Origin of the sequence: Duganella fentianensis (genome assembly GCF_009857835.1) — a bacterium.
Taxonomy (GTDB): Bacteria; Pseudomonadota; Gammaproteobacteria; order Burkholderiales; family Burkholderiaceae_D; genus Rugamonas; species Rugamonas fentianensis.
In genome coordinates this window covers 1018930-1039285 of sequence record NZ_WWCL01000002.1, presented here as the reverse complement: position 1 = coordinate 1039285, position 20356 = coordinate 1018930, and the positions used below count along the sequence as shown (strand labels likewise).

Sequence of the window (20356 nt, the reverse complement as noted above, 5' to 3'; positions counted from 1 at the left end):
TGTGCTAGATTTGTTGAAACGAAAATATTTTTTGCCTATATGAGTGACGCCGCAATGCAGCCACTGCCGACGATACGGGCGCAGATCTATGCGCTGGTGTGGGCTTGCGTCGTGCCGGCGCTGATCGGTCTGGCGCTACTGGCGAATAATTTCTATGAGCGCGAACGCGACCAGATCCAGCTCGAGTCGCTGATCACGGCGCGCGCACTGGCGCAGGCGGTGGACCGTGATCTCAACACTGGCATCACCATGGCCATGGCGCTGTCGCACGATCCCAGTCTGGATCGCGGCGATCTGGCCGCGTTCTACCAGCTGGCCAGCAAGGCGCTGCGGCCCGAGTTCCCCGGCCTGAATTTTGTGCTCAGCGATCGCCAGTCAGTGCAGTTGCTCAACACGGTAAGGCCTTACGGCAGCCGGCTGACCGATCCGGGCAGCTTCGAACGTATCAACAAGGTGTTCGAGACGGGGCGCACGGTGATTTCCGACGTGTTCATCGGTGGTGCTCTGCAGCGTCCGCTGGTCGCCGTACACGTGCCGGTGCAACGCCAGGGCAAGGTGCTGTATGTGCTGTCGGTGGCGTTTCTGCCTGAACGGCTGGGCAAAATACTGAGCGAGCAGCATTTGCCGGAAGGCCGTGTGGCCGGCATCTTCGACCGCCACGGCGTGATCGTGGCGCGCTCGCACCAGCCGGAGAAATTTGTCGGCAAATACGGTTCACCTTCGCTGCTGGCCGGCATGGCCGACAAGGGCGAAGCCGCCATCCGCACCACCACGCTGGAAGGCACACCCGTGTATTCCATGTACAGCCATTCGCAGATGTCGGGCTGGGCGGTGGTGATAGGCGTGCCGCGCAGTACGGTGATGGCGGAAATGCTGGAGTCGATACGCTGGATCAGTCTCGGTGTGGTGGTGCTGCTCGCGCTGGGAATTACTGGTGCGTGGTATTTCGCGCGCAGGATAGAGCATTCCGTGCGGGCTCTGTCGGTCGCTGCCAGCGCGCTCGGCAAAGGCGGCCAGCTGCAGCAGCTGGTGCTCAAGCCGCAATTCCGCGAAGCCGATGAAGCCATGCAGACGCTGCAGTCAGTCGAGGCCGAACTACAGCATTATCGCCACCAGCTGGAAAGCGCCATCGAGGCCCGCACCCACGAATTGCAGCTGGCCCGCCGCGCCGCAGTGGACCGGGAAACCCGTACCCGTACCGTGATCGATAACGTCGGTGACGGCATCATCACCATGACGGCCGATGGCCGCATCGCGTCGTTCAACCGCGCCGCCAGCAGCATCTTTGGCTATAGCGCGGACGAGGTAGTGGGGCAGGAGCTGACCATGCTCATGCCCGAGCCCATGCGCGCGGCCCATCAGGCCGGCGTGGCGCGCTATCTGGCCGGCTTCGTGCCCACGGTGGTGGGACGCAACAACATCGAGCTGCAGGGCCTGCACAAGAACGGCCATACGTTTGTGCTGGAGTTGTCGATCCGCGCCCTGTTTGTCGAAGGCCAGCATCTGTTTGTCGGTATCGTGCGCGATGTGACGGAGCGCAAGCGCGCCGAGCGCGAGCTGCGTCAGGCCATGGAGCAGGCCCAGATTGCCAGCGCCGCCAAGGATGTATTCGTGGCCAATATGAGTCACGAGCTGCGCACGCCGATGAATGCCGTACTGGGCATGGCCCATCTGCTGGCAACGACGGGACTGACGCCGGAACAGAGCCGCTATCTGGAAATGATACGGGCTTCGGGCCAGTCGCTGCTGGGCATCCTGAACGATATTCTGGATTTCTCCAAAATGAGCGCGGGCAAGATCGAAGTCTATCCGGCGCCGTTCGATCTCGATGAAGTGCTGCATGCACTGGCCAGCATCATGAGTATCAATGTGGGCGAACGCAATCTGGAGCTGTGTCTGGGCGTCGCGCCCGATGTGCCGCGCGCCCTTATAGGCGATGCCCTGCGCCTGCAGCAGATACTGGTCAACCTGACAGGCAATGCCATCAAATTCACCGAGCAGGGCGAAGTGGCCGTGCTGGTCGAGCGCGCCGAAGTGCCGGGTGCCACCGTGCAACTGCGCTTCACCGTGCGCGATACCGGCATAGGCATGACGGATGAACAGCTGGCACGCCTGTTCTCGCCGTTTGTGCAGGGCGATCTGTCGACCACGCGGCGTTACGGCGGCACGGGGCTGGGCCTGACCATCTCCAAAGGCCTGATCGAATTGCTCGGTGGCGGCGTGGCCGTGCAGAGCAAGCCCGGTCAGGGCAGCACTTTCCAGTTCACGCTGCCATTCCAGCTGTCGGCCCAGAGCGGCCCCAACCGCTCGGCCTACCCGCGCCATCTGCTGCTGGTCGATGACAATCCCACCAGTCTGGCCTATCTGGAAATGACGCTGGCCGCATGGGGCTGGAGCAGTGTCAGCGTGGGCAGCGGTTCCGAAGCGCTGGCCCACCTGTGCAGCGGCGTGCGCTTCGATGTGGTGCTGGTGGACTGGCAGCTGCCCGACATGGCGGGGCCGGAGCTGATAGGCGCCGTGCGGCAGGAGTTTGCCGTGCCTCTGATCTGCATGGTGAATGCCTTCGGCCGCAGCAAGCTGACGCAGGAAATGAGCGATGGGGACGCACCCGAATTCCTCACCAAGCCGGTTACGGCCTCCAGCCTGTTCGACGCCGTGCAGACGGCACTGGCGCCGGCAACGGCCGAGGTGGTCAGCACGCCGGCCCCGCCCCAACTGCTCGCCGGTGTGCGCCTGCTGCTGGCGGAAGATAATCTGATCAATCAGGCGGTGGCCAAAGGCATACTGGAGCAGGCCGGTGCACAGGTCACGGTGGCCGGCAATGGCGAAGAAGCGCTCGAACTGCTGCGTAGCGGCCACAGCTTCGATCTGATTCTGATGGATGTGCAGATGCCGAAAATGGATGGTTACACGGCGACCCGTGCGATCCGGCGCGAGTTACGTTTGCACCTGCCCGTGCTGGCGATGACGGCCGGGGTGATGGCTTCCGAACGCGAACAGTGCGTGGCAGCCGGCATGGATGACTTTATCGGCAAGCCGCTCGATGTGGAACAGATGATGAGTACCATTCTGCGTCACCTGCCTGCGGCCTGAGGAGGTGCTGCCCGTGCAGGGCAGCACCTGAACCGGCTTTAGAACTCTTCCCACTCGTCTTCGGCAGGTTTGCTGGCCGGCCGGCTGGCCTTGCTCTCGCTGCTAGCGGCGCTGGCCCGCGGCGTGGGCGCCGGTGCGCTGGCTTTAAGGGCAGCGGGAGCAGGGCGGGCGATGGCGCTGCGCCGTGCCGGCTGGGTGCTGGCCGCAGCCGGCGCGCTGGCACGTGCCACGCCATGGCGCTGGGTGTCGCCGGCGATCTGGAACACCGCCACCATCTGCGCCAGATTGGCCGCCTGTTCCTGCATGGCTTGCGAAGCAGCGGCCGCCTGTTCCACCAGCGCGGCATTCTGCTGGGTCACATTGTCCATCTCGGCTACGGCCTGGTTGATCTGCTCTATGCCTATCTCCTGCTCGCGCCCCGCTTCGCTGATCTCGCTGATGATGGAGGTGACGCGGCCCACGCTGCTGACGATTTCATGCATGGTGCTGCCGGTCTCGTTGACCAGCGCGCTGCCGCTGCCCACTTTCTCGACCGAGTCGGTGATCAGTGCCTTGATGTCCTTGGCGGCAGCAGCCGAACGCTGGGCCAGATTGCGCACCTCGGTTGCAACCACGGCAAAGCCGCGCCCCTGTTCGCCGGCCCGCGCTGCCTCCACCGCTGCATTCAGGGCCAGAATATTGGTCTGGAAAGCGATGCCGTCGATGACGCCGATAATGTCGGCGATCTTGTCCGACGATTCCGTGATCGAACCCATGGTATCGACCACACGGCTGACCAGCTCGCCGCCCTTGATGGCGATCTCGGAGGCCGAGGTGGCGAGGGCACTGGCCTGACGGGCATTTTCCGAATTCTGCCGCACGGTAGAGGTGAGCTCTTCCAGCGATGAGGCGGTTTCTTCCAGACTGGCGGCCTGCTGTTCGGTGCGGCGCGACAGGTCCAGATTGCCGGCGGCAATTTCGCTGCTGGCCGTGGCGATGGCGTCGCTGCCTTCGCGCACACTGCGCACGGTGCCGGCCAGGCGCTCCTGCATATGCTTGAGGCCGACCATCATGGCGCCCATTTCATCGTCGCGACTCTGGTCGATCTGGTTGGACAGATTACCTTGCGCCATGGCTTCGAAGTGATTGCGGGCTTCGTCCAGCGGGTGCATGACGGCGCGCATCAGCATCAGGCCGGATACGCCGGCCAGACCCACGCCGATGACGATGGCGGCAATCGACAGCATCATGCTGCGCGCGTAGTCGGCCTGACTGTCGGCGTAGCGCTGGCCCGTGCTTTCCAGCTGGTAGGCGGCGAGCTTTTCGTTGCCCTCTATGTAGAGGCGGAACAGGCGGGTGATCTCGCCCAGCATCAGCCGGCGGATTTCGTCCTGATTCTTGTCCGTCAGCGCCTTGATCGCGGGCTGCAGGCCTTCCTTGATCAGCGCCTGACGGTTGGCTTCCGCCTTGTCGGCCAGCGCTTTCTCGCCCGGTCCGAAAGGCAGGGCCAGATAGCTCTTCCAGAACTTCTCGTTACCATCGATAAAATCCTGTGCCTTCTTGAGCGGGTCCTGCGAAGCGGGGTTGTCGAGATCGAGTGCTACCCGGTCCAGCGACAGGCGGGCCCGGTCCAGCTGGATTTGCGATTCGTAGATGGCTTTCATGGAGACCATGGAATTGCCATATACGTCTTTCAGGATCTCGTTGCTTTTTCGCAACTCAAAGATCCCGCGCGCGCCGAGAAACAGCATGAGCAGGGCTAGCAAAGCGATGGTGGCAGTGAGGCGGGTGCGGATGGTAAGCCGGTCAAACATAGAGTTCTCCGTATCTAGTGGGAACGGGCGCGCCCCTGCTGCATGCTGGCGCAGCAGAGTGTTGCTATGACGCTCGCGTAGTACTACTTAGGCTAAAGGAGACATTGTCAAAATACAAGAACTGCTTACCATCATTTTGAAAGTTGAGCTCAGGCAAGGCTTGCTGGCTCGTCAGGAAGGGCGCGCAGCGCTGCGGCGAGCGCTTCCAGCCGATCCGGGCGCAGCAGACCGAAGTTGTAGAAGCCCAGCTCGCGGATGCCTAGCTGTGCCAGCCGGGTCAGGGCGCTGGATAGCTGGGCGCCGTCCGCCAGATCTGGCGGTCCGGGGCGAAGAATGGCGCGGATCTGTGCACTGCCACCGAGGCGGCGCCGGCAGTCCCAGGCATCGCTGGCCACGGCAGCCGCGTCGGCTTCGTAGAACGGTATTTCGATCCAGTCTGCCACCCGGGCCAGTGCTGGCAGATCCATACCTTCCAGCCAGTTGCTGGCGGTGGGTCGCTGTACGGTGGCAATCACGGCCAGCTCTACCTGTGGCGGGATGGCGGCGCGGATAGCGCCTACCAGCGCCGTCACACGGCGCTGGCGCAGCAGCAGCCACTCGGCCAGTGCAGGCTGGGCCAGCAGGTCGGCTTGCAGCCATGCTTGCGCCTGAGCGGGTGTGGCATCCACGGGAGCTTGCAGATACAGGTCGACGCTGGCGGCGATGGAACTGCGCAGGCTGTCCATGTCCAGTCCGTGCTGGCGGCCAGCGGCCATGCAGGCATCGCAGAAGCACAGGCCCAGCATGGTATCGAGCCAGACGTTGCTGCGCAGCTGGGCAAACTCGTGATGGTAGCCATGGGCATACGGTAGCCAGCCCGGGGTTTCCAGTACCAGCGAATGCACGCCCTGTGCGGCAATGTCGCGGCTCAGATTGACGGCATAGGCAAACACGGCATCGTGCATGGGGCACAGGCTGTAGACATAGCCATCGCCGAATACATTGCGCGCCGTGTATTGCGGGTGCAGCGCACCGAGCCGGCTGTTATGCAGCAGCACGGTCCATGCGTGCACCGCCAGCTGGCCATCGGCCACCAGCTCGGGCAGCACGCGGCGCATGGCCGGATCGGAATGGGCTATAGGCCGGAGTTCGCCATACAGCGAAGAATCCGGCTCGAAATACACCACGCCGTCTTCGGGGAAGATCACGCGCGGCGTGGCACCGGCATGGGGGCGCAGGAATTTGCCGGCGTGGTAGCTGACCGCCAGCGTCACGCCATTCATGCCCAGCCGCTGCAGGTGCTGGCGGTGCTGGCCAGCAGAGAGCACATCCCACGGGTAGCAATACAGGCTGCGGTAAGTCCGTGCCTTGCCGCTCAAGCCGTGCGCTCCGCTACCGGTTTGCCGCGCAGGCGGTAGCCCAGTGCCAGCGCGGCCAGCCAGACAGGAATCAGGTAGACGGACAGTTGCAGATCCGGGGTCAGGAACATCACCACCAGTATGCCCAGCAGGAAGGCCAAGCACAGGTAGTTGGTGTAAGGCTGGGCGGGGCTGCGGAACTGGCTAGTCTGCTGCGCTGCCAGCTTGGCGGCGCGGAAGCGCAGGTGGATCCAGCTGATCAGCGCCCAGTTGATGATCAGTGCCGACACCACCAGTCCCATCAGGAAGCCGAAGGCTTTGCCCGGCATCAGGTAATTAATCACGATGCAGATGCCCGTTGCCAGAGCGGAAACCCCCAGCGCCACCACGGGCACGCCGCGGCCGTTGACGTTGAGCAGCGCGCGCGGCGCATTGCCCTGACGCGCCAGACCGTACAGCATGCGGGTGTTGGAATACACGCCGCTGTTGTACACCGACAGGGCGGCCGTCAGCACCACCACATTGAGCACATGGGCCACCAGATTGCTGTTCAGAGCGTGGAAGATCAGCACGAACGGACTGCCACCCGTGACCACTTTCTGCCATGGATAGAGCGAAAGCAGGATGCCCAGCGCGCCGATATAGAAAATCAGGATGCGGTAGATGGCCTGATTGGTGGCCTTGGGGATGCTGTGTGCCGGATTGTCGGCCTCGGCTGCCGTAATGCCTATCAGCTCCAGCCCGCCGAACGAGAACATGATCACGGCCATGGCCATCAGCATGCCGCTGACCCCGTTGGGGAAGAAGCCGCCGTGCTGCCACAGATTGGCCACGCTGGCCTGCTCGCCCGCGCCGCCCGTGGCCAGCAGGTAGGCGCCGAAGCCTATCATGCCGACGATGGCCACCACCTTGATGATGGCGAACCAGAATTCCATTTCGCCGAAAGCCTTCACATTGGACAGGCTGATGGCATTGATAATCAGGAAGAAGGCCAGTGCCGAAGCCCAGGTGGGAACTGCTGGCCACCAGTACTGCACGTAGATGCCCACGGCCGACAGTTCGGCCATGCTGACCAGCACATACAGCACCCAGTAATTCCAGCCCGACATGAAACCGGCCCAGTGGCCGCAATATTTATCGGCAAAATAGCTGAACGAGCCCGCCACGGGTTCATCGACTACCATTTCGCCGAGCTGGCGCATGATGAGGAAGGCAATCACGCCGGCAATCGCATAACCCAGCAGTACGGAAGGGCCGGCCATCTGTATGGTCTGGGCTATGCCGAGGAACAGACCGGTGCCGATGGCGCCACCGAGCGCGATCAGCTGGATGTGGCGGCTTTTCAGCCCGCGCCGGAGTTGGTTCTGCTGTGCTGCCATCGCTGCCTCGGTTGTTGAGTAAAAAACATGATTCTATAGCAGAAATGGCAGAGTCAGACGGCTGTTTTACAACCTCCTTGGCAGGTAGGCCATGCATTCGATTTCCACTTCGCCGCCCATGGCCAGCGCGCTCACGCCCATGGCGCTGCGGGCAGGCAGGCGGTCAGGCTTGAAATAGCCCGTATAGATGCGGTTGAAATCCGCCCACTTGCTCATATCGGTCAGCATGACGGTGCATTTGACCACATCGTCCATGTTCAGATTATGGCCTTTGAGGATGGCGCCTATATTCTCCATGGCCTGCCTGCTCTGGGCTTCCAGCCCCTTGGCCAGTCCGGCCGGGCCTATGCCCAGCTGGCCGGAGATGAAAATGTAGTCGCCCGCACGCACGGCCAGCGAGAATGGCAGGCCCGGTTCGGCGCCCTTGTTGTAGAACTGGGTGGACTGCGCCAGCGGCGCGCCCAGCAGGCTGGCCAGCAATCCGGCGCGTACCAGTGTATGTACGCTGGCACGGCGGGCAGTGTGCAGTGCATGAAACACGACGCTGCGCGCTGCGGGCAGCAGGCGATCAAGCTGCAGGTTCAGCGGCTGGCTGGTGCCCGCGGCTGAAAGACTGGAAAAATTCAGGGCAAGGCAGGACGATGGTTGCAAGACGGGCTCCTGTGAGTGGTCTTAACCGACAGTAAATTATAGGCAGCCCGTCCAGCCGAAGTAAATCATTGCGCATGCAGGCGCAAGATAGCTCTGCCAGAATGTGGCAAATATCAGTATGCTGTAGCCTTTTTCGGGGAGTGCAGCCGGTTTTTGCCGGTTTTTCTGCCTGACAGGCGAATTTGACGAGGGTGGCGTATGAAGCGGTGGCTGGGCTGGCTGGTAGCGGGTTTGATCTGGTGCACACAGGGCGCGGCGGCCGAAACGCCGCCGCAAGGCTCGCTGGTGATTATCGGCGGCGCGCTGCGGGCCGATAATGCCGTGGTATGGCAGCGCATCGTCGAGCTGTCGGGCGGCGCCGGTGCACGCATCGCCGTGCTGCCTACGGCGGCCGGCAACCCCGAACGTTCGGGAGGCAATATCGCCAGTTATCTGAACCGCTACGGCGCGGCCGCTTTCGTGGTGCCGCTGGCGCCCAGCCTGAAGCAGCGCGATTACCGCATCGATGCGGAAGATGCGCAACTGGCGCAAAGCATACGGGAAGCGGGCGGGGTGTATTTCGCCGGCGGCGACCAGACCAAGATTACGCGCGCGCTGGTGCGCCCCGATGGCAGCCGTACGGCCGTGCTGCAGGCGATCTGGGATCTGTATCAGCGTGGCGGCGTGATCGCCGGCACCAGTGCCGGTGCGGCCATCATGAGCAGCACCATGTATGACGAAACCCGCAGCGTAATGGATACCCTGAGCAGCGGCGTCAACGACGGCAAGGAGCTGGCGCCCGGTCTGGGCTTCATCGGCAAGGATGTGTTTGTTGACCAGCACCTGCTGGCGCGCGGACGCTTCGCCCGCATGCTGCCGGCCATGCTGAAGAAGGGTTACAAGCTGGGTTTGGGCATCGACGAAAACACCGCGCTGGTGGTGCAGGGCCAGCGTAATGTGGAAGTGCTAGGTTATCAGGGCGCGCTGCTGCTCGATTTGCAGCAGGCCACGGTGGATGGGGCGACGCCCCAGTTCAATCTGAGCAATGCGCGCATCAGTTATTACGACCGGGGTGACCGTTTCGAGCTGCCCAGCGGGCGCTACATCCCTTCGGCCGACAAGATCGACGGCAAAGTCGATCCGCTCCATCCGGCCAACCGTCAGCCCGTGTATTCCAGCGATATTCTCGGCCACAATGCTGTGCTGATATTGATGGAACGTCTGATCGACAATGTGCAGACGCAGGCCATCGGCATTGCCACGGCAGCGCCGGGCGAGCCGCATCCGGAGCTGGGCTTTGAATTCAAGTTCACCCGCGTGGCCGAAAGCGAAGGCTATGAATCAGCTACTTCGGAAGCCTATACGGTGCTGAAGCTGCGGCTCGACGTGCGGCCCCTGCAGATCAGCCAGCCGTGGTATCGCTAGCGGCTGATGCTGCCGGGGGTGTTCAGGATCCGGCGGCCAGTGCGCCCGTACCGGCCAGATCGGTGCTGCTCTGCGGCGCCTCTTCACCTGCCGTAGCCAGCTGCAGTTCCTCGAAAGCTTCGTAGGTGAGGGCCATCAGGCGGTCCGGGTCCGGCACCAGATCGGTATCCACGAACAGTGCCAGCTGGATCTGGCCGGCATAGGAAATGAAGGCCAGCCCGACGCCTAACTTGCCCGCCTGCGGCACCCAGCAGATCAGGTCCGTCATGCGCGAACCGGCCAGATAGCGGCGGCTCACCGGCCCTTCGATATTGGTCAGCACCACCGAACCCTTGGAAGTGAACAGATTGAGGGCGAAGTGCTGCAGCGCCGTCGGCAGGCAGCCGGCAATCGACAGGAAGGCCATGGTGGCGCGCGGCTGGTGCGAGCGCTTGATGGCCGTCATGCGCGCGCTGGACTGCTTGAGGCGCAGGCGCGGATCATCCACATTGGTGGGCAGATCGACGGCCACCAGTCCGAACTCATTCCCCAGCTGGAAAGCATTGGCTTTCTCGCGCAGATTGAAGGTGACGGCGGCACGCAGGGCGCGACCATCAGGGCGCTGGCCATGCTCGTCCAGATATTTGCGCAGCGCGCCCGAGACGGCGGCCACCCAGACGTCGTTGAGCGTAACGCCCATGCGCTTGGACATCGCGCGCACCCGTTCCATATCGAGCGGCGGCAGCCAGACCAGCTGCTTTTCGCCCGTCATCGGGGCTTTGAAGCGGCTGTGCGCATCGGGCCACAGCACCGACAGACGGCTCACATGGAAGGCGATCTTCAGCCACGAAATGCCGCGTGCCACGGCCGAGCAGACGGCGTTATGCGCCACCGTGGCGCGGTGCGGATGGCCGACCGGCGAGGGCGTGCGGCCATGCAGGCCGTTGTCGTCGGTCAGGTGGTTGAGCACATGGACCAGCCCCAGACCGTCGGTGATGCAGTGGTGGACGCGGAACACGATGGCGTGGCCGCCGTTGACGCGGTCCAGCACCGTCATATGCCACATGGGGCGGTCGCGTTCCAGCGGCAGGTGGGCCAGGCGCGTCATATGGCTTTGCAAATCGGCGCGGCTGACGTCCTGCTCCATCTGTTCCAGCTTGATGTGGCGGTTGATGTCAAAGGCGTGGTCTTCCACCCAGTGCGGGCGGCCATGACGCTGCTCCACCTTCTGGGTGAAGCGCGGGTAGTTGGGCAGGCGCAGAGCGATGGTGGAAACCAGCCGCTCCATGTCGACCGCGCCTTCGAACAGCAGGATACTGTTGATGACCATCAGGTTGCGTTCCGTGTCCATGCGATGCCATGCATAGTCACGCCGGGTCATTGCCGCTGGGGCTGCGCTTGCTTTGCTCATGTGCTGCTGTCTCCTCCTGTGGCACCGCATCTGTGGCGGCGTCCATCTGGTTTTTATAACGGCGTGGCCGGTGCTGCCTGTTCTACTGCATGCGGGGCAGCCTGCGCTGCCTCGGGTACTGCTGCCGCCGCGGCTTGCGCCTCGGCCGATTTCGGTGCGCGTGGCCGCAGGGCATAGCGGTTCAGACCTGCCATGTGGATGCGGCACAGATATTCCTGCCAGTCGATACGCCTGCTATCGACGTTGAAACGGGCGCGATCTTCGCTGACGAAGCGCTGGGCCAGCGCCATCAGCGAGCTGTTATGGAAGGTGTAGCGCGGCGCCGTGTAGAACGAGAACGTCAGCGCCAGCAGCTGGGTGGTACGCAGCGCTTCCAGCCTGGGCGATTCGCCGGCGCCGAGCAGGCGGCGTATGCCGCTCCAGCCACCTGCCGCGAGGCGCATGGCGCGCAGCAGTACCAGAAACACGGGACGGCTGACGACACGGAAGTCGTGCTTGGGCTGGCGGTAGAACAGGCGCTCATACTGCTGCCAGTTGCGCTGCGATTCACCCTGTATCAGAGCTATCACGCCACCCACGGTGATGGGGCGCGAAGAACCCGTGCAGGATTGATAGATACGCGTGGCCGGTGCTTCCAGCAGGGCTTCGGCAGCACCCAGCAGCACGCTGTTGGCGACGATATCGGCCGGTATGATGTCGACGATTTCATCGGCCTTGGCGGGGAAGAAGCTGGTCTTGCCGCGTGCGTAGGCGAGGATGATGGCGTCGGCCACTTTCACGCCTTCGATCCAGCCCGGTACCGGCTCTTCCAGCGTGCTTTCGATGATGGAAGGACGCACGATGGTCAGCGAGCGGCCGCGCATGGCGCGCATGGCCAGCTGTTCGCCCATCCATTTGGTGAAGGTGTAGGTATCGTTCCAGCCGTGGTAGTTGGCTTCGGCGATGCCCAGTTCCGTCAGGCGGCGCTCCAGTTCTTCCGGCACGCTGGTGCTGGCGCGTACCTGCGCAATGCGGTGTTCCAGATGCTTCCGTAGCGCATACAGATCGTAATAGCCATCGCCATGGCGCGGGATGGCGGCGCGCGCCGGGACGACGTTCTGCTCGCCCATATCGCCCTGATTGTAGCCATTCACATAGCAGGTGGAGACCTGTACCAGTGGCGCATTGTTGGCGCGGGTCAGTTCGGCGATGTGCTCCACGCTAAGGGCGTTGATGGCCAGTGCTTCGTCCAGCGCTTCGCGGAAGTTGACGCTGGCTGCCGCATTGATGACCAGATCGATACGGCGCGCCAGTGCATTGAACTCGGCCTTGGGTAGGCCGAAGCAGGGCGCGGTGACTTCGCCCGTCACGCATTCGATGCGCTCGGCGAAGAACTGCGCCAGATAGGCCGGATGTTCGGCGCGCAGGCGGTCGAAAATCGAGGAGGTGGCGATATCGCGCTCGAAACGCTGGCGCGCATCGCTGCCATTCGTGCCAGCGCGGATCAGCAGGACGATGCGGCCGATGTCGGGCACGCTGCGCACCAGCTTTTCCAGCACAACTTTGGCAAGAAAGCCGGTACTACCGGTGATCAGTACGCGCTTACCGGACAGCGCCGCGTGCACATTCAAGGCTGGCTTCATAGGGTTTCTCGGATACGGTATCAATACTGCAATGAACCGATCTTAGAGCGAAACCACTTTATTTCCGGACGCTATAGACTGGCTTGGGGAGCCAAACACATGGCTGGGCGAGTCATGCGCCGCTAGTCACAGGAGAAACGGGTGTGGCCGTGATGGCAACATTGAGGCATTTGCGCAACGTTGCCATGCTAGCTGGCTGCTCAGGCCTGCGGATACAGGCCATGCACGCGGCCGAACAGACGCGTCAAGCCCAGTACGGCATCAATGAAAGGCGTGGCCACACCCACGCGCTGGCCAATTTCGCGCACGGCTGCCACCAGCGCATCGAGTTCCAGTGTGCGGCCGGCCTCGGCATCCTGCAACATCGAGCTTTTGAATGCGCCCAGTTTGCGCGTGACCAGATGGCGCTGCTCCGGCGTCTCCGCGATGGGGCAGCCGATCAGCGCGCCGATCTGCTGGGCTTCGCGCATGGCGGCGCGGCAGAATTCCGCCACCAGCTGGTCGTCGAGGATGCGGTCGGCCGTAGCGCCCGTGATGGCGGAAACGGGGTTGAGCGTCATATTGCCCCACAGCTTGTACCAGATATCCTGCCGGATATTAGCCGTCACGGTGACATCGAAGCCGGCCCCACGCAGTAACTGGCCTAGCTGCCCGGCGCGCGGCGACACACCACCTGCCGGTTCGCCTATGATCAGGCCATTGCCCATCTTGTGGCTGACTAGACCGGGCTCCGGCGTGGAGGTGCTGGCATGTACCACGCAGCCCAGCACTTGTGCCGCCGGCAGTGCTGCCGCAATCACGCCATCGGCATCGACGCTTTCCAGCGGCGCCGTGCCCATGGCCGCATTGCCTGCGCCGAACCACCAGGGCACGCCGTTCATGGCGGGCAGTATCAAGGTGTGCGGGCCTATCATGGGGCCGATCTGCTGCGCCACGGTGGCCAGCGCCTGACCTTTGACGGCAATGATCACCACATCCTGTACTCCCAATGCCGCCGCGTCGTCGCTGGCGTGGCAGGGGGCTTGCAGCAGCTGTTCGCCCATCTGCAGGCGCCAGCCATGGCTGCGCAGGGCGGCCAGCGTGGCTCCCCTTGCGTAGGCGCTCAGCTGGCACTGGCCGGCGAGGGCTAACCGTGTGCCGATAAAGCCGCCGATGGCACCTGCGCCGACGATCGCTACTTTCATGGGAATCTCCGTTGAATCAAAAAGGTGGCTATTTTGCCATGCTTTCAACGTAAAAACGCCAGCGCCGGAAAATCCGTGCGCTGGCGTCAGGGTGAAGCTATCTAGTTAGTTGCGGATGTCGAGAGCGCGGTTCAGGCTCAGTGCAGCCAGCGAGCAGACGGCGCCCGACAGCAGATACAGGCCGACATAGGCCAGACCGAACTGGGAAGACACGCCCAGTGCCACCAGCGGGGCAAAGCCTGCACCCACCAGCCAGGCCAGATCGGACGTGAAGGCAGCGCCCGTGTAGCGGTAGTGCGAGGGGAAGTTGGCCGTCACGGCACCGGCCGCCTGACCGTAGGATAGGCCCAGCAGAGCGAAGCCCAGCATGATGAAGGTGTTCTGGCCCGCTTCGCCACCGTCGAGCATCATCGGTACGAACACGCTGAATACGGCGATCAGCGAAGCCAGCGTGCCCAGCGTACGGCGCCGGCCGATACGGTCGGCAATCACGCCGGATGCCACCACGCCGACGGCCATCAGCACCACGCCCGTCATCTGGGTGGCGAGGAAGTCGGCCATGTTACGGGGCGAGTAGATGGTAATCCACGACAGCGGGAACACCGTCACGAGGTGGAACAGGGCATAGCTGGCCAGCGCGGCGAGGGCGCCGATGATCAGGTTGCGGCCTTGCGAGCGGGCCATTTCGATCACGCTGGTGGGCTGCAGTTCGCGTTCTTCCAGCAAATGGGTGTATTCATTGGTGGAAATCAGGCGCAGACGGGCAAACAGGGCCACCACGTTGATGGCGAAGGCCACATAGAAGGGATAGCGCCAGCCCCAGTCCATGAAGTCCAGATCGCTGAGGTTGCCGATCAGATACCAGAACAGGCCGGCGGCCAGGAAGAAGCCGACGGGTGCACCGAGCTGGCCCAGCATGGCGTACCAGCCGCGCTTTTCTTCCGGCGCGTTGAGCGCCAGCAGCGATGGCAGGCCATCCCAGGAGCCGCCCAGTGCCAGTCCCTGTCCTACACGCAGCACGGACAGAATGATGACAGCGTAAACACCAATTTCCGTGTAGGTGGGCAGGAAGGCTATGCCGGCCGTGGTGGAGCCGAGTAGGAATAAAGCAACAGTGAGCTTGACTTCCCGGCCGTAACGGCGCTGGATCGCCATCGAGATGGCGGTGCCTATCGGCCTTGCAATGAAAGCAAAAGAAAATATAGTGAATGCGTACAAGGTTCCTTCCAGCCTGCCGTCGAAGGGGAACAGCATGGAAGGGAATACCAGCACGGAGGCTATGGCATAGACAAAGAAATCAAAGTACTCGGAGGCCCGGCCTATCACTACGCCGACCGCGATTTCACCCGGTGAAATGGCATGGTCGTCTGTGTTGATCCGCCGTGCGTCTTCCGCACTTTGGTGTGGAGGAAAATCGGCAGCGATGCTGCCCCCATGAGGTGTATTCATGTTGGCCATAATCTTTGTCTCACTAGTTGTTTATTTTATAAGTGCTGCGCAACATCAAGTTTCGAAGACTGGACAGGGTAGGACAAAGTGTCCAATCCACATATTTTGATGTTGTGTGTACAGTGGCACGATCCTCCCACTCTGTACAGCACTTTTATCGCATGATACATAAACTCGCCCAACGCGGGCTGTTCGTTGCCGCACTTATTGCGCTTGCAGGATGCAATACAGTCGTCATGAATCCGTCCGGAGATATTGCCCAGCAACAAAGCCACCTGATCATGGTGTCTACTGCTCTGATGTTGCTGATTATCGTACCCGTCATCTTCCTGACGCTGTGGTTTGCGTGGCGTTACCGCAAAAACAACACCGCCGCCAAGTACGAGCCCGACTGGGATCACTCGACCCGTCTGGAGCTGGTCATCTGGGGTGCGCCTCTGCTGATCATCATCGCGCTGGGTCTGCTGACCTGGATCAGTACCCACCTGCTGGACCCTTACCGTCCGCTGACGCGTCTGGATGCCAGCCGTCCGATTTCGGCCGCTGTCAAGCCGCTGGAAGTGGAAGTGGTGGCGCTGGACTGGAAATGGCTGTTTATCTACCCTGAGCAAGGCGTGGCGACCATCAATGAACTGTATGCACCGGTGGATGTGCCAGTACGCTTCAAGATCACGGCGACCGAAGTGATGAACTCGTTCTACATTCCTGCACTGGCCGGCCAGATCTACGCCATGCCGGGCATGGAAACCCAGCTGAACGCCGTCATCAACAAAGCTGGCGTGTACGAAGGCTTCTCCGCTAACTACAGCGGCGCCGGCTTCTCGCACATGCGCTTCAAGTTCTACGGCACCTCGCAAGCCGACTTCGATAAATGGGTAGACAGCACCCGCGCCAGCACCGAAACGCTGGACCGTGCCACCTACACGGAAGTGGCCAAGCCTAGCGAACGCGAGCCTGTACGCCGCTTCGGCAAGGTCGATGCCGATCTGTACGAAGCCATCGTCAACCGCTGTGTCGACCGCAATGCCACCTGCATCCGCGAAATGGTTGCAGAAGATGAAGCCCGCGCTACCCGCGCTGCCACCAGTGTGTCGCTGGCGGCAGAACGCAGCGCCCGCCGCATCGCCCAGGCCAGCATCGACGAAGTTTGCATCACCCCTACCAAGAAGAACTGACCATGCACGAAGAAATGACTCTGACCAAGCTGATCTTGGGCCGGCTGAGCTGGGATGCGATTCCATATCATGAGCCCATCCTGATCGGCACCTTTGCCATGGTGGCGCTGGGCGCGATTGCCGTGCTCGGTGCTATCACCAAATTCAAACTGTGGGGCCCGCTGTGGCGCGACTGGATCACCTCCATCGACCACAAGAAGATCGGTATCATGTACATGATCTTCGGCCTGATCATGCTGCTGCGCGGCTTCGCCGACGCCGTTATGATGCGTGCCCAGCAGGTACTGTCGTTCGGCGACAGCGCCGGCTTTTTGCCACCGCACCACTACGACCAGGTGTTCACCGCCCACGGCGTGATCATGATTTTCTTCGTAGCGATGCCGCTGGTAACGGGCTTCATGAACTACGTGGTGCCGCTGCAGATCGGTGCGCGCGACGTGGCTTTTCCGTTCCTCAATAACTTCTCGTTCTGGATGTCCGTGTTCGGCGGCATGCTGACCATGGCTTCGCTGTTCGTCGGTGAATTCGCCCGTACCGGCTGGCTGGCCTATCCGCCACTGTCGGGCATACTGGCCAGCCCTGACGTGGGGGTGGACTACTACATCTGGTCGCTGCAGATTGCCGGGGTCGGTACACTGCTGTCCGGCGTCAACCTGATCGTTACCATCGTCAAGATGCGCGCACCGGGCATGAGCCTGATGAAAATGCCGGTATTCACCTGGACCGCGCTGTGCACCAACGTGCTGATCGTGGCGGCTTTCCCTGTGCTGACCGCCGTTCTGGGCATGCTGTCGATCGACCGTATGTTCGGCACCAACTTCTTCACCAACGACTTCGGCGGCAACGCCATGATGTATGTGAACCTGATCTGGATCTGGGGTCACCCTGAGGTCTACATTCTGGTTCTGCCAGTGTTCGGTATCTTCTCGGAAGTGGTTTCCACCTTCTGCAGCAAGCGTCTGTTTGGCTACACCTCGATGGTGTATGCCACCGTCGTGATCACCATCCTGTCGTATCTGGTATGGCTGCACCACTTCTTCACCATGGGTTCGGGCGCCAGCGTCAACTCCTTCTTCGGCATCACCACCATGATCATTTCGATCCCGACCGGTGCCAAGATCTTCAACTGGCTGTTCACCATGTACCACGGCCGTATCCGTTACGAACTGCCGATGATGTGGACCGTCGCCTTCATGGTCACCTTCGTGATCGGCGGTATGACGGGCGTGCTGCTGGCCGTGCCACCTGCCGACTTCGTGCTGCACAACTCGCTGTTCCTGATCGCCCACTTCCACAACGTGATTATCGGTGGCGTGCTGTTCGGTCTGTTCGCCGGTATCAACTTCTGGTTCCCTAAGGCCTTCGGCTACAAGCTCGATGAATTCTGGGGCAAAGTATCGTTCTGGTGCTGGGTACCGGGCTTCTATCTGGCCTTCATGCCGCTGTACGTACTGGGCCTGATGGGCGTAACCCGCCGTATGAGCCACTTCGAAGATCCATCGCTGCGTATCTGGTTCATCATCGCTGCACTGGGCGCGGCCCTGATCGCTGTCGGTGTTGCTGCCATGCTGATCCAGTTCTTCGTGTCCTTCCTGCGTCGCAAGGAACTGGCCGATGTGACGGGCGACCCATGGGGCGGCCGTACGCTGGAATGGTCGACTTCGTCGCCACCGCCAGACTACAACTTCGCTTTCACCCCGCGCGTGCATGACAACGACGCCTGGGCCGACATGAAGAAGGCCGGCTATACCCGTCCGCTGAAAGACTTCCTTGCGATCCACATGCCGAAGAACACTGGTGCCGGTTTCATCATCTCGGCCATCAGCTTCGTGGTCGGCTTCTGCCTGATCTGGCAAATGTGGCTGCTGGCCGTGGTGTCCTTCGTGGCACTGGTGGTGGCTGTCATCGTTCATACCTTTAACTACAAGCGCGACTACTACATCCCTGCGGATCAAGTAACTCGTACGGAAGAAGCGCGCACCCGTCTGCTGGAGAGCCATGTCTAATACCACCGCTACCGACGTAAGCTCGCGCTTCTTCGTGCGCGAGCACCATCCAGAGAACGGCACGCTGCTGGGCTTCTGGCTGTACCTGATGAGCGACTGCCTGATCTTCGCCTGTCTGTTTGCGACCTATGCTGTACTGGGCCGTAACTACGCTGGCGGCCCATCGGGCGCCGAACTGTTCGATCTGCCACTGGTGGCGCTGAACACTTCGCTGCTGCTGCTGTCCTCGATCACCTATGGCTTTGCCATGCTGGAAATGCAGAAGAAAAATCTGCGTCTGGTGCTGATCTGGCTGGCCGTAACCGGCCTGCTGGGCTGCGGCTTTATCTACCTCGAACTGTACGAGTTCGTGCACCTGATCCACGAAGGTGCCGGCCCGCAGCGTAGCGGTTTCCTGACCTCGTTCTTCGCACTGGTCGGTACCCACGGTCTGCACGTCAGCTTCGGTATCGTCTGGCTGGTGACGCTGATGTTCCAGCTGAAGAAACACGGTCTGACGCCTGAAAACAACCGTCGTCTGATGTGCCTGTCGATGTTCTGGCACTTCCTGGACGTGGTCTGGATCGGCGTATTCACCTTTGTCTACCTGATGGGAGTTCTGCCATGAGCGATCACAAGCACGCACACGACCATGGCCACGGCCATGACGATCATGGTCACGGCCACGGCCACCATGACGACCACGACCACGGCAGCCTGGGCAGCTATGCCACTGGCTTCATTCTGTCGGTCATTCTGACGGCAATTCCGTTCTGGCTGGTGATGGGCAAAGTGTTTGCCAGCTCCAGCACGGCAGCCTTCGTGCTGCTGGCACTGGGCGCCGTGCAGATCGTGGTCCACATGATCTACTTCCTGCACATGAACTCGAAGTCGGAAGGCGGCTGGAATATGCTGGCTCTGCTGTTCACGGTGATGATGGTCGTGATCGCCATGAGCGGTTCGATCTGGGTCATGTACCACCTGAACCACAACATGATGCCTGGCATGACCGAAGCCACGCACGCAATGTAATGATGGCTACGCAAAGTCCGGCGCCCCAGCGCAACCGGGCTTTGCGTGTTGTCCTGCTAGCGATTGCAAGCCTGCTGTGTGCAGGCTTTTTCGCTTTAGGCACCTGGCAAGTCTACCGGCTGCAATGGAAGCTGGACTTGATCGAAAGGGTGAACCAGCGGGTCCACGCAGAGCCGGATTTCCCTCCGCCGCCCAGCCACTGGGCGCAGATCACTGCTGCCAGTGATGAGTACCGCCATGTGCTGCTGAATGGCGTGCTGCTGTACGAACTGACCAGCAAGGTGCAGGCCGTCACGGCACTGGGCAGCGGCTACTGGCTGGTGACGCCCTTGTGTCAGGTCGATGGTTCGGTGGTGCTGGTCAATCGCGGCTTCGTCAGCGCCGAAGCGGCACGTGAGCTACCTGCGCCGGTCCGCGCGGGCGATCAGGCATGCAAGGCGGCGACGGCGGGCGGTCCCGCCGTCAGCGTGACGGGCCTGCTGCGCATCAGCGAAACCCGTGGCGGCTTTTTACGTGCCAATGATGCGGCGGCTGGCCGCTGGTATTCGCGCGATGTGGCGGCCATGGCGGCTGCGCTGGGTCTGAAGCAGGGTAGCGTTGCACCATATTTTGTCGATGCCGATGCACCAGCCGAGCAGCGGCTGGCGGCGCTGCAGGCCGGTAGTGACGCCGAAGCGCTGCGGCCTTCGGACCGGCAGGGCGCGGGCAGTTCGCTAGCCCATCCGGTGGGCGGGCTGACAGTAATTTCCTTCCCCAACAATCATTTGGTTTATGCTCTCACCTGGTACGGGCTGGCACTGATGGTGGCCGGCATCGCCTGGTGGATGTCGCGCGATGCGCGGCGCTGGAACAGAGCTTGATG

General features: G+C 61.9%; 15 protein-coding genes. 7 read left to right on the top strand and 8 right to left on the bottom strand.

All coding sequences use genetic code 11. From position 1 onward, the window contains the following. Positions 1-54 precede the first annotated feature (54 nt). Complete coding sequence (locus GTP23_RS12450; RefSeq protein WP_229256059.1) at positions 55-3093, top strand: response regulator; 3039 nt, start codon at positions 55-57, stop codon at positions 3091-3093. A 38-nt stretch (positions 3094-3131) separates the two neighbouring features. On the opposite strand, the gene GTP23_RS23020 is transcribed toward GTP23_RS12450, so the two are convergent. The 4 genes from GTP23_RS23020 to GTP23_RS12430 all read right to left on the bottom strand — a co-directional run bounded on the left by GTP23_RS23020 (position 3132) and on the right by GTP23_RS12430 (position 8253). Then, entirely contained in the window at positions 3132-4886 is a 1755-nt protein-coding gene (locus GTP23_RS23020) for a methyl-accepting chemotaxis protein (protein WP_161035404.1), read from the bottom strand. Between the two features lie 149 nt (positions 4887-5035). Further along, positions 5036-6244 carry a hypothetical protein gene (locus tag GTP23_RS12440; protein WP_161035403.1) on the bottom strand — a complete coding sequence of 403 codons (1209 nt, stop codon included), beginning with the start codon at positions 6242-6244 and terminating at the stop codon, positions 5036-5038. Continuing rightward, positions 6241-7602, bottom strand: coding sequence for an amino acid permease (locus GTP23_RS12435; RefSeq protein WP_161035402.1), 1362 nt, complete (start codon positions 7600-7602; stop codon positions 6241-6243). Before GTP23_RS12435 ends, GTP23_RS12440 begins: the two co-directional genes overlap by 4 nt. 66 nt (positions 7603-7668) lie before the next feature. Further along, positions 7669-8253, bottom strand: coding sequence for a RidA family protein (locus GTP23_RS12430; RefSeq protein WP_229256058.1), 585 nt, complete (start codon positions 8251-8253; stop codon positions 7669-7671). 198 nt (positions 8254-8451) lie between these two features. Here GTP23_RS12430 and GTP23_RS12425 point away from each other — a divergent pair, with 198 nt between their 5' ends. Further along, a complete protein-coding gene (locus tag GTP23_RS12425; RefSeq protein WP_161035401.1) occupies positions 8452-9657 on the top strand; it encodes a cyanophycinase in 1206 nt (401 codons plus the stop codon). Between the two features lie 22 nt (positions 9658-9679). Here GTP23_RS12425 and GTP23_RS12420 read toward each other — a convergent pair whose 3' ends face one another. The 4 genes from GTP23_RS12420 to GTP23_RS12405 form a co-directional block, all read right to left on the bottom strand. Next, complete coding sequence (locus GTP23_RS12420; protein WP_161035400.1) at positions 9680-11047, bottom strand: wax ester/triacylglycerol synthase family O-acyltransferase; 1368 nt, start codon at positions 11045-11047, stop codon at positions 9680-9682. Between the two features lie 53 nt (positions 11048-11100). Next, positions 11101-12669 (bottom strand): fatty acyl-CoA reductase, encoded by a 1569-nt coding sequence (locus GTP23_RS12415; protein WP_161035399.1) that lies wholly within the window; start codon positions 12667-12669, stop codon positions 11101-11103. Positions 12670-12869: 200 nt separating this feature from the next. Then, a complete protein-coding gene (locus tag GTP23_RS12410; protein ID WP_161035398.1) occupies positions 12870-13853 on the bottom strand; it encodes a 2-dehydropantoate 2-reductase in 984 nt (327 codons plus the stop codon). 105 nt (positions 13854-13958) lie between these two features. Further along, on the bottom strand, positions 13959-15311 hold the full coding sequence (locus GTP23_RS12405) for an MFS transporter (protein WP_161035397.1): 1353 nt from the start codon (positions 15309-15311) through the stop codon (positions 13959-13961). A 152-nt stretch (positions 15312-15463) separates the two neighbouring features. Here GTP23_RS12405 and cyoA point away from each other — a divergent pair, with 152 nt between their 5' ends. Genes cyoA through GTP23_RS12380 form a run of 5 tightly spaced genes read left to right on the top strand, consistent with a single transcriptional unit; the run spans position 15464 to position 20354 of the window. Continuing rightward, positions 15464-16477: a ubiquinol oxidase subunit II gene (cyoA, locus tag GTP23_RS12400; protein ID WP_155436045.1), complete on the top strand. Its 1014-nt coding sequence runs from the start codon at positions 15464-15466 to the stop codon at positions 16475-16477. 2 nt (positions 16478-16479) lie between these two features. After that, positions 16480-18483 carry a cytochrome o ubiquinol oxidase subunit I gene (gene cyoB, locus GTP23_RS12395; protein WP_161035396.1) on the top strand — a complete coding sequence of 668 codons (2004 nt, stop codon included), beginning with the start codon at positions 16480-16482 and terminating at the stop codon, positions 18481-18483. Beyond that, positions 18476-19090 carry a cytochrome o ubiquinol oxidase subunit III gene (gene cyoC / locus GTP23_RS12390; RefSeq protein ID WP_155436043.1) on the top strand — a complete coding sequence of 205 codons (615 nt, stop codon included), beginning with the start codon at positions 18476-18478 and terminating at the stop codon, positions 19088-19090. Before cyoB ends, cyoC begins: the two co-directional genes overlap by 8 nt. Then, entirely contained in the window at positions 19087-19494 is a 408-nt protein-coding gene (cyoD, locus tag GTP23_RS12385) for a cytochrome o ubiquinol oxidase subunit IV (RefSeq protein WP_161035395.1), read from the top strand. Before cyoC ends, cyoD begins: the two co-directional genes overlap by 4 nt. Then, a complete protein-coding gene (locus GTP23_RS12380; RefSeq protein ID WP_161035394.1) occupies positions 19494-20354 on the top strand; it encodes an SURF1 family protein in 861 nt (286 codons plus the stop codon). Before cyoD ends, GTP23_RS12380 begins: the two co-directional genes overlap by 1 nt. Positions 20355-20356: the final 2 nt, after the last annotated feature.

What these genes read in the sequence shown, in the direction of transcription:
- GTP23_RS12450 (WP_229256059.1), top strand. Translation starts at nt 55, where the DNA reads ATGCAGCCACTGCCGACGATACGGGCGCAGATCTATGCGCTGGTGTGG.
- GTP23_RS23020 (WP_161035404.1), bottom strand. Translation starts at nt 4,886, where the DNA reads ATGTTTGACCGGCTTACCATCCGCACCCGCCTCACTGCCACCATCGCT.
- GTP23_RS12435 (WP_161035402.1), bottom strand. Translation starts at nt 7,602, where the DNA reads ATGGCAGCACAGCAGAACCAACTCCGGCGCGGGCTGAAAAGCCGCCAC.
- GTP23_RS12425 (WP_161035401.1), top strand. Translation starts at nt 8,452, where the DNA reads ATGAAGCGGTGGCTGGGCTGGCTGGTAGCGGGTTTGATCTGGTGCACA.
- GTP23_RS12420 (WP_161035400.1), bottom strand. Translation starts at nt 11,047, where the DNA reads ATGAGCAAAGCAAGCGCAGCCCCAGCGGCAATGACCCGGCGTGACTAT.
- GTP23_RS12415 (WP_161035399.1), bottom strand. Translation starts at nt 12,669, where the DNA reads ATGAAGCCAGCCTTGAATGTGCACGCGGCGCTGTCCGGTAAGCGCGTA.
- GTP23_RS12410 (WP_161035398.1), bottom strand. Translation starts at nt 13,853, where the DNA reads ATGAAAGTAGCGATCGTCGGCGCAGGTGCCATCGGCGGCTTTATCGGC.
- GTP23_RS12405 (WP_161035397.1), bottom strand. Translation starts at nt 15,311, where the DNA reads ATGGCCAACATGAATACACCTCATGGGGGCAGCATCGCTGCCGATTTT.
- cyoA (WP_155436045.1), top strand. Translation starts at nt 15,464, where the DNA reads ATGATACATAAACTCGCCCAACGCGGGCTGTTCGTTGCCGCACTTATT.
- cyoB (WP_161035396.1), top strand. Translation starts at nt 16,480, where the DNA reads ATGCACGAAGAAATGACTCTGACCAAGCTGATCTTGGGCCGGCTGAGC.
- cyoC (WP_155436043.1), top strand. Translation starts at nt 18,476, where the DNA reads ATGTCTAATACCACCGCTACCGACGTAAGCTCGCGCTTCTTCGTGCGC.
- cyoD (WP_161035395.1), top strand. Translation starts at nt 19,087, where the DNA reads ATGAGCGATCACAAGCACGCACACGACCATGGCCACGGCCATGACGAT.
- GTP23_RS12380 (WP_161035394.1), top strand. Translation starts at nt 19,494, where the DNA reads ATGATGGCTACGCAAAGTCCGGCGCCCCAGCGCAACCGGGCTTTGCGT.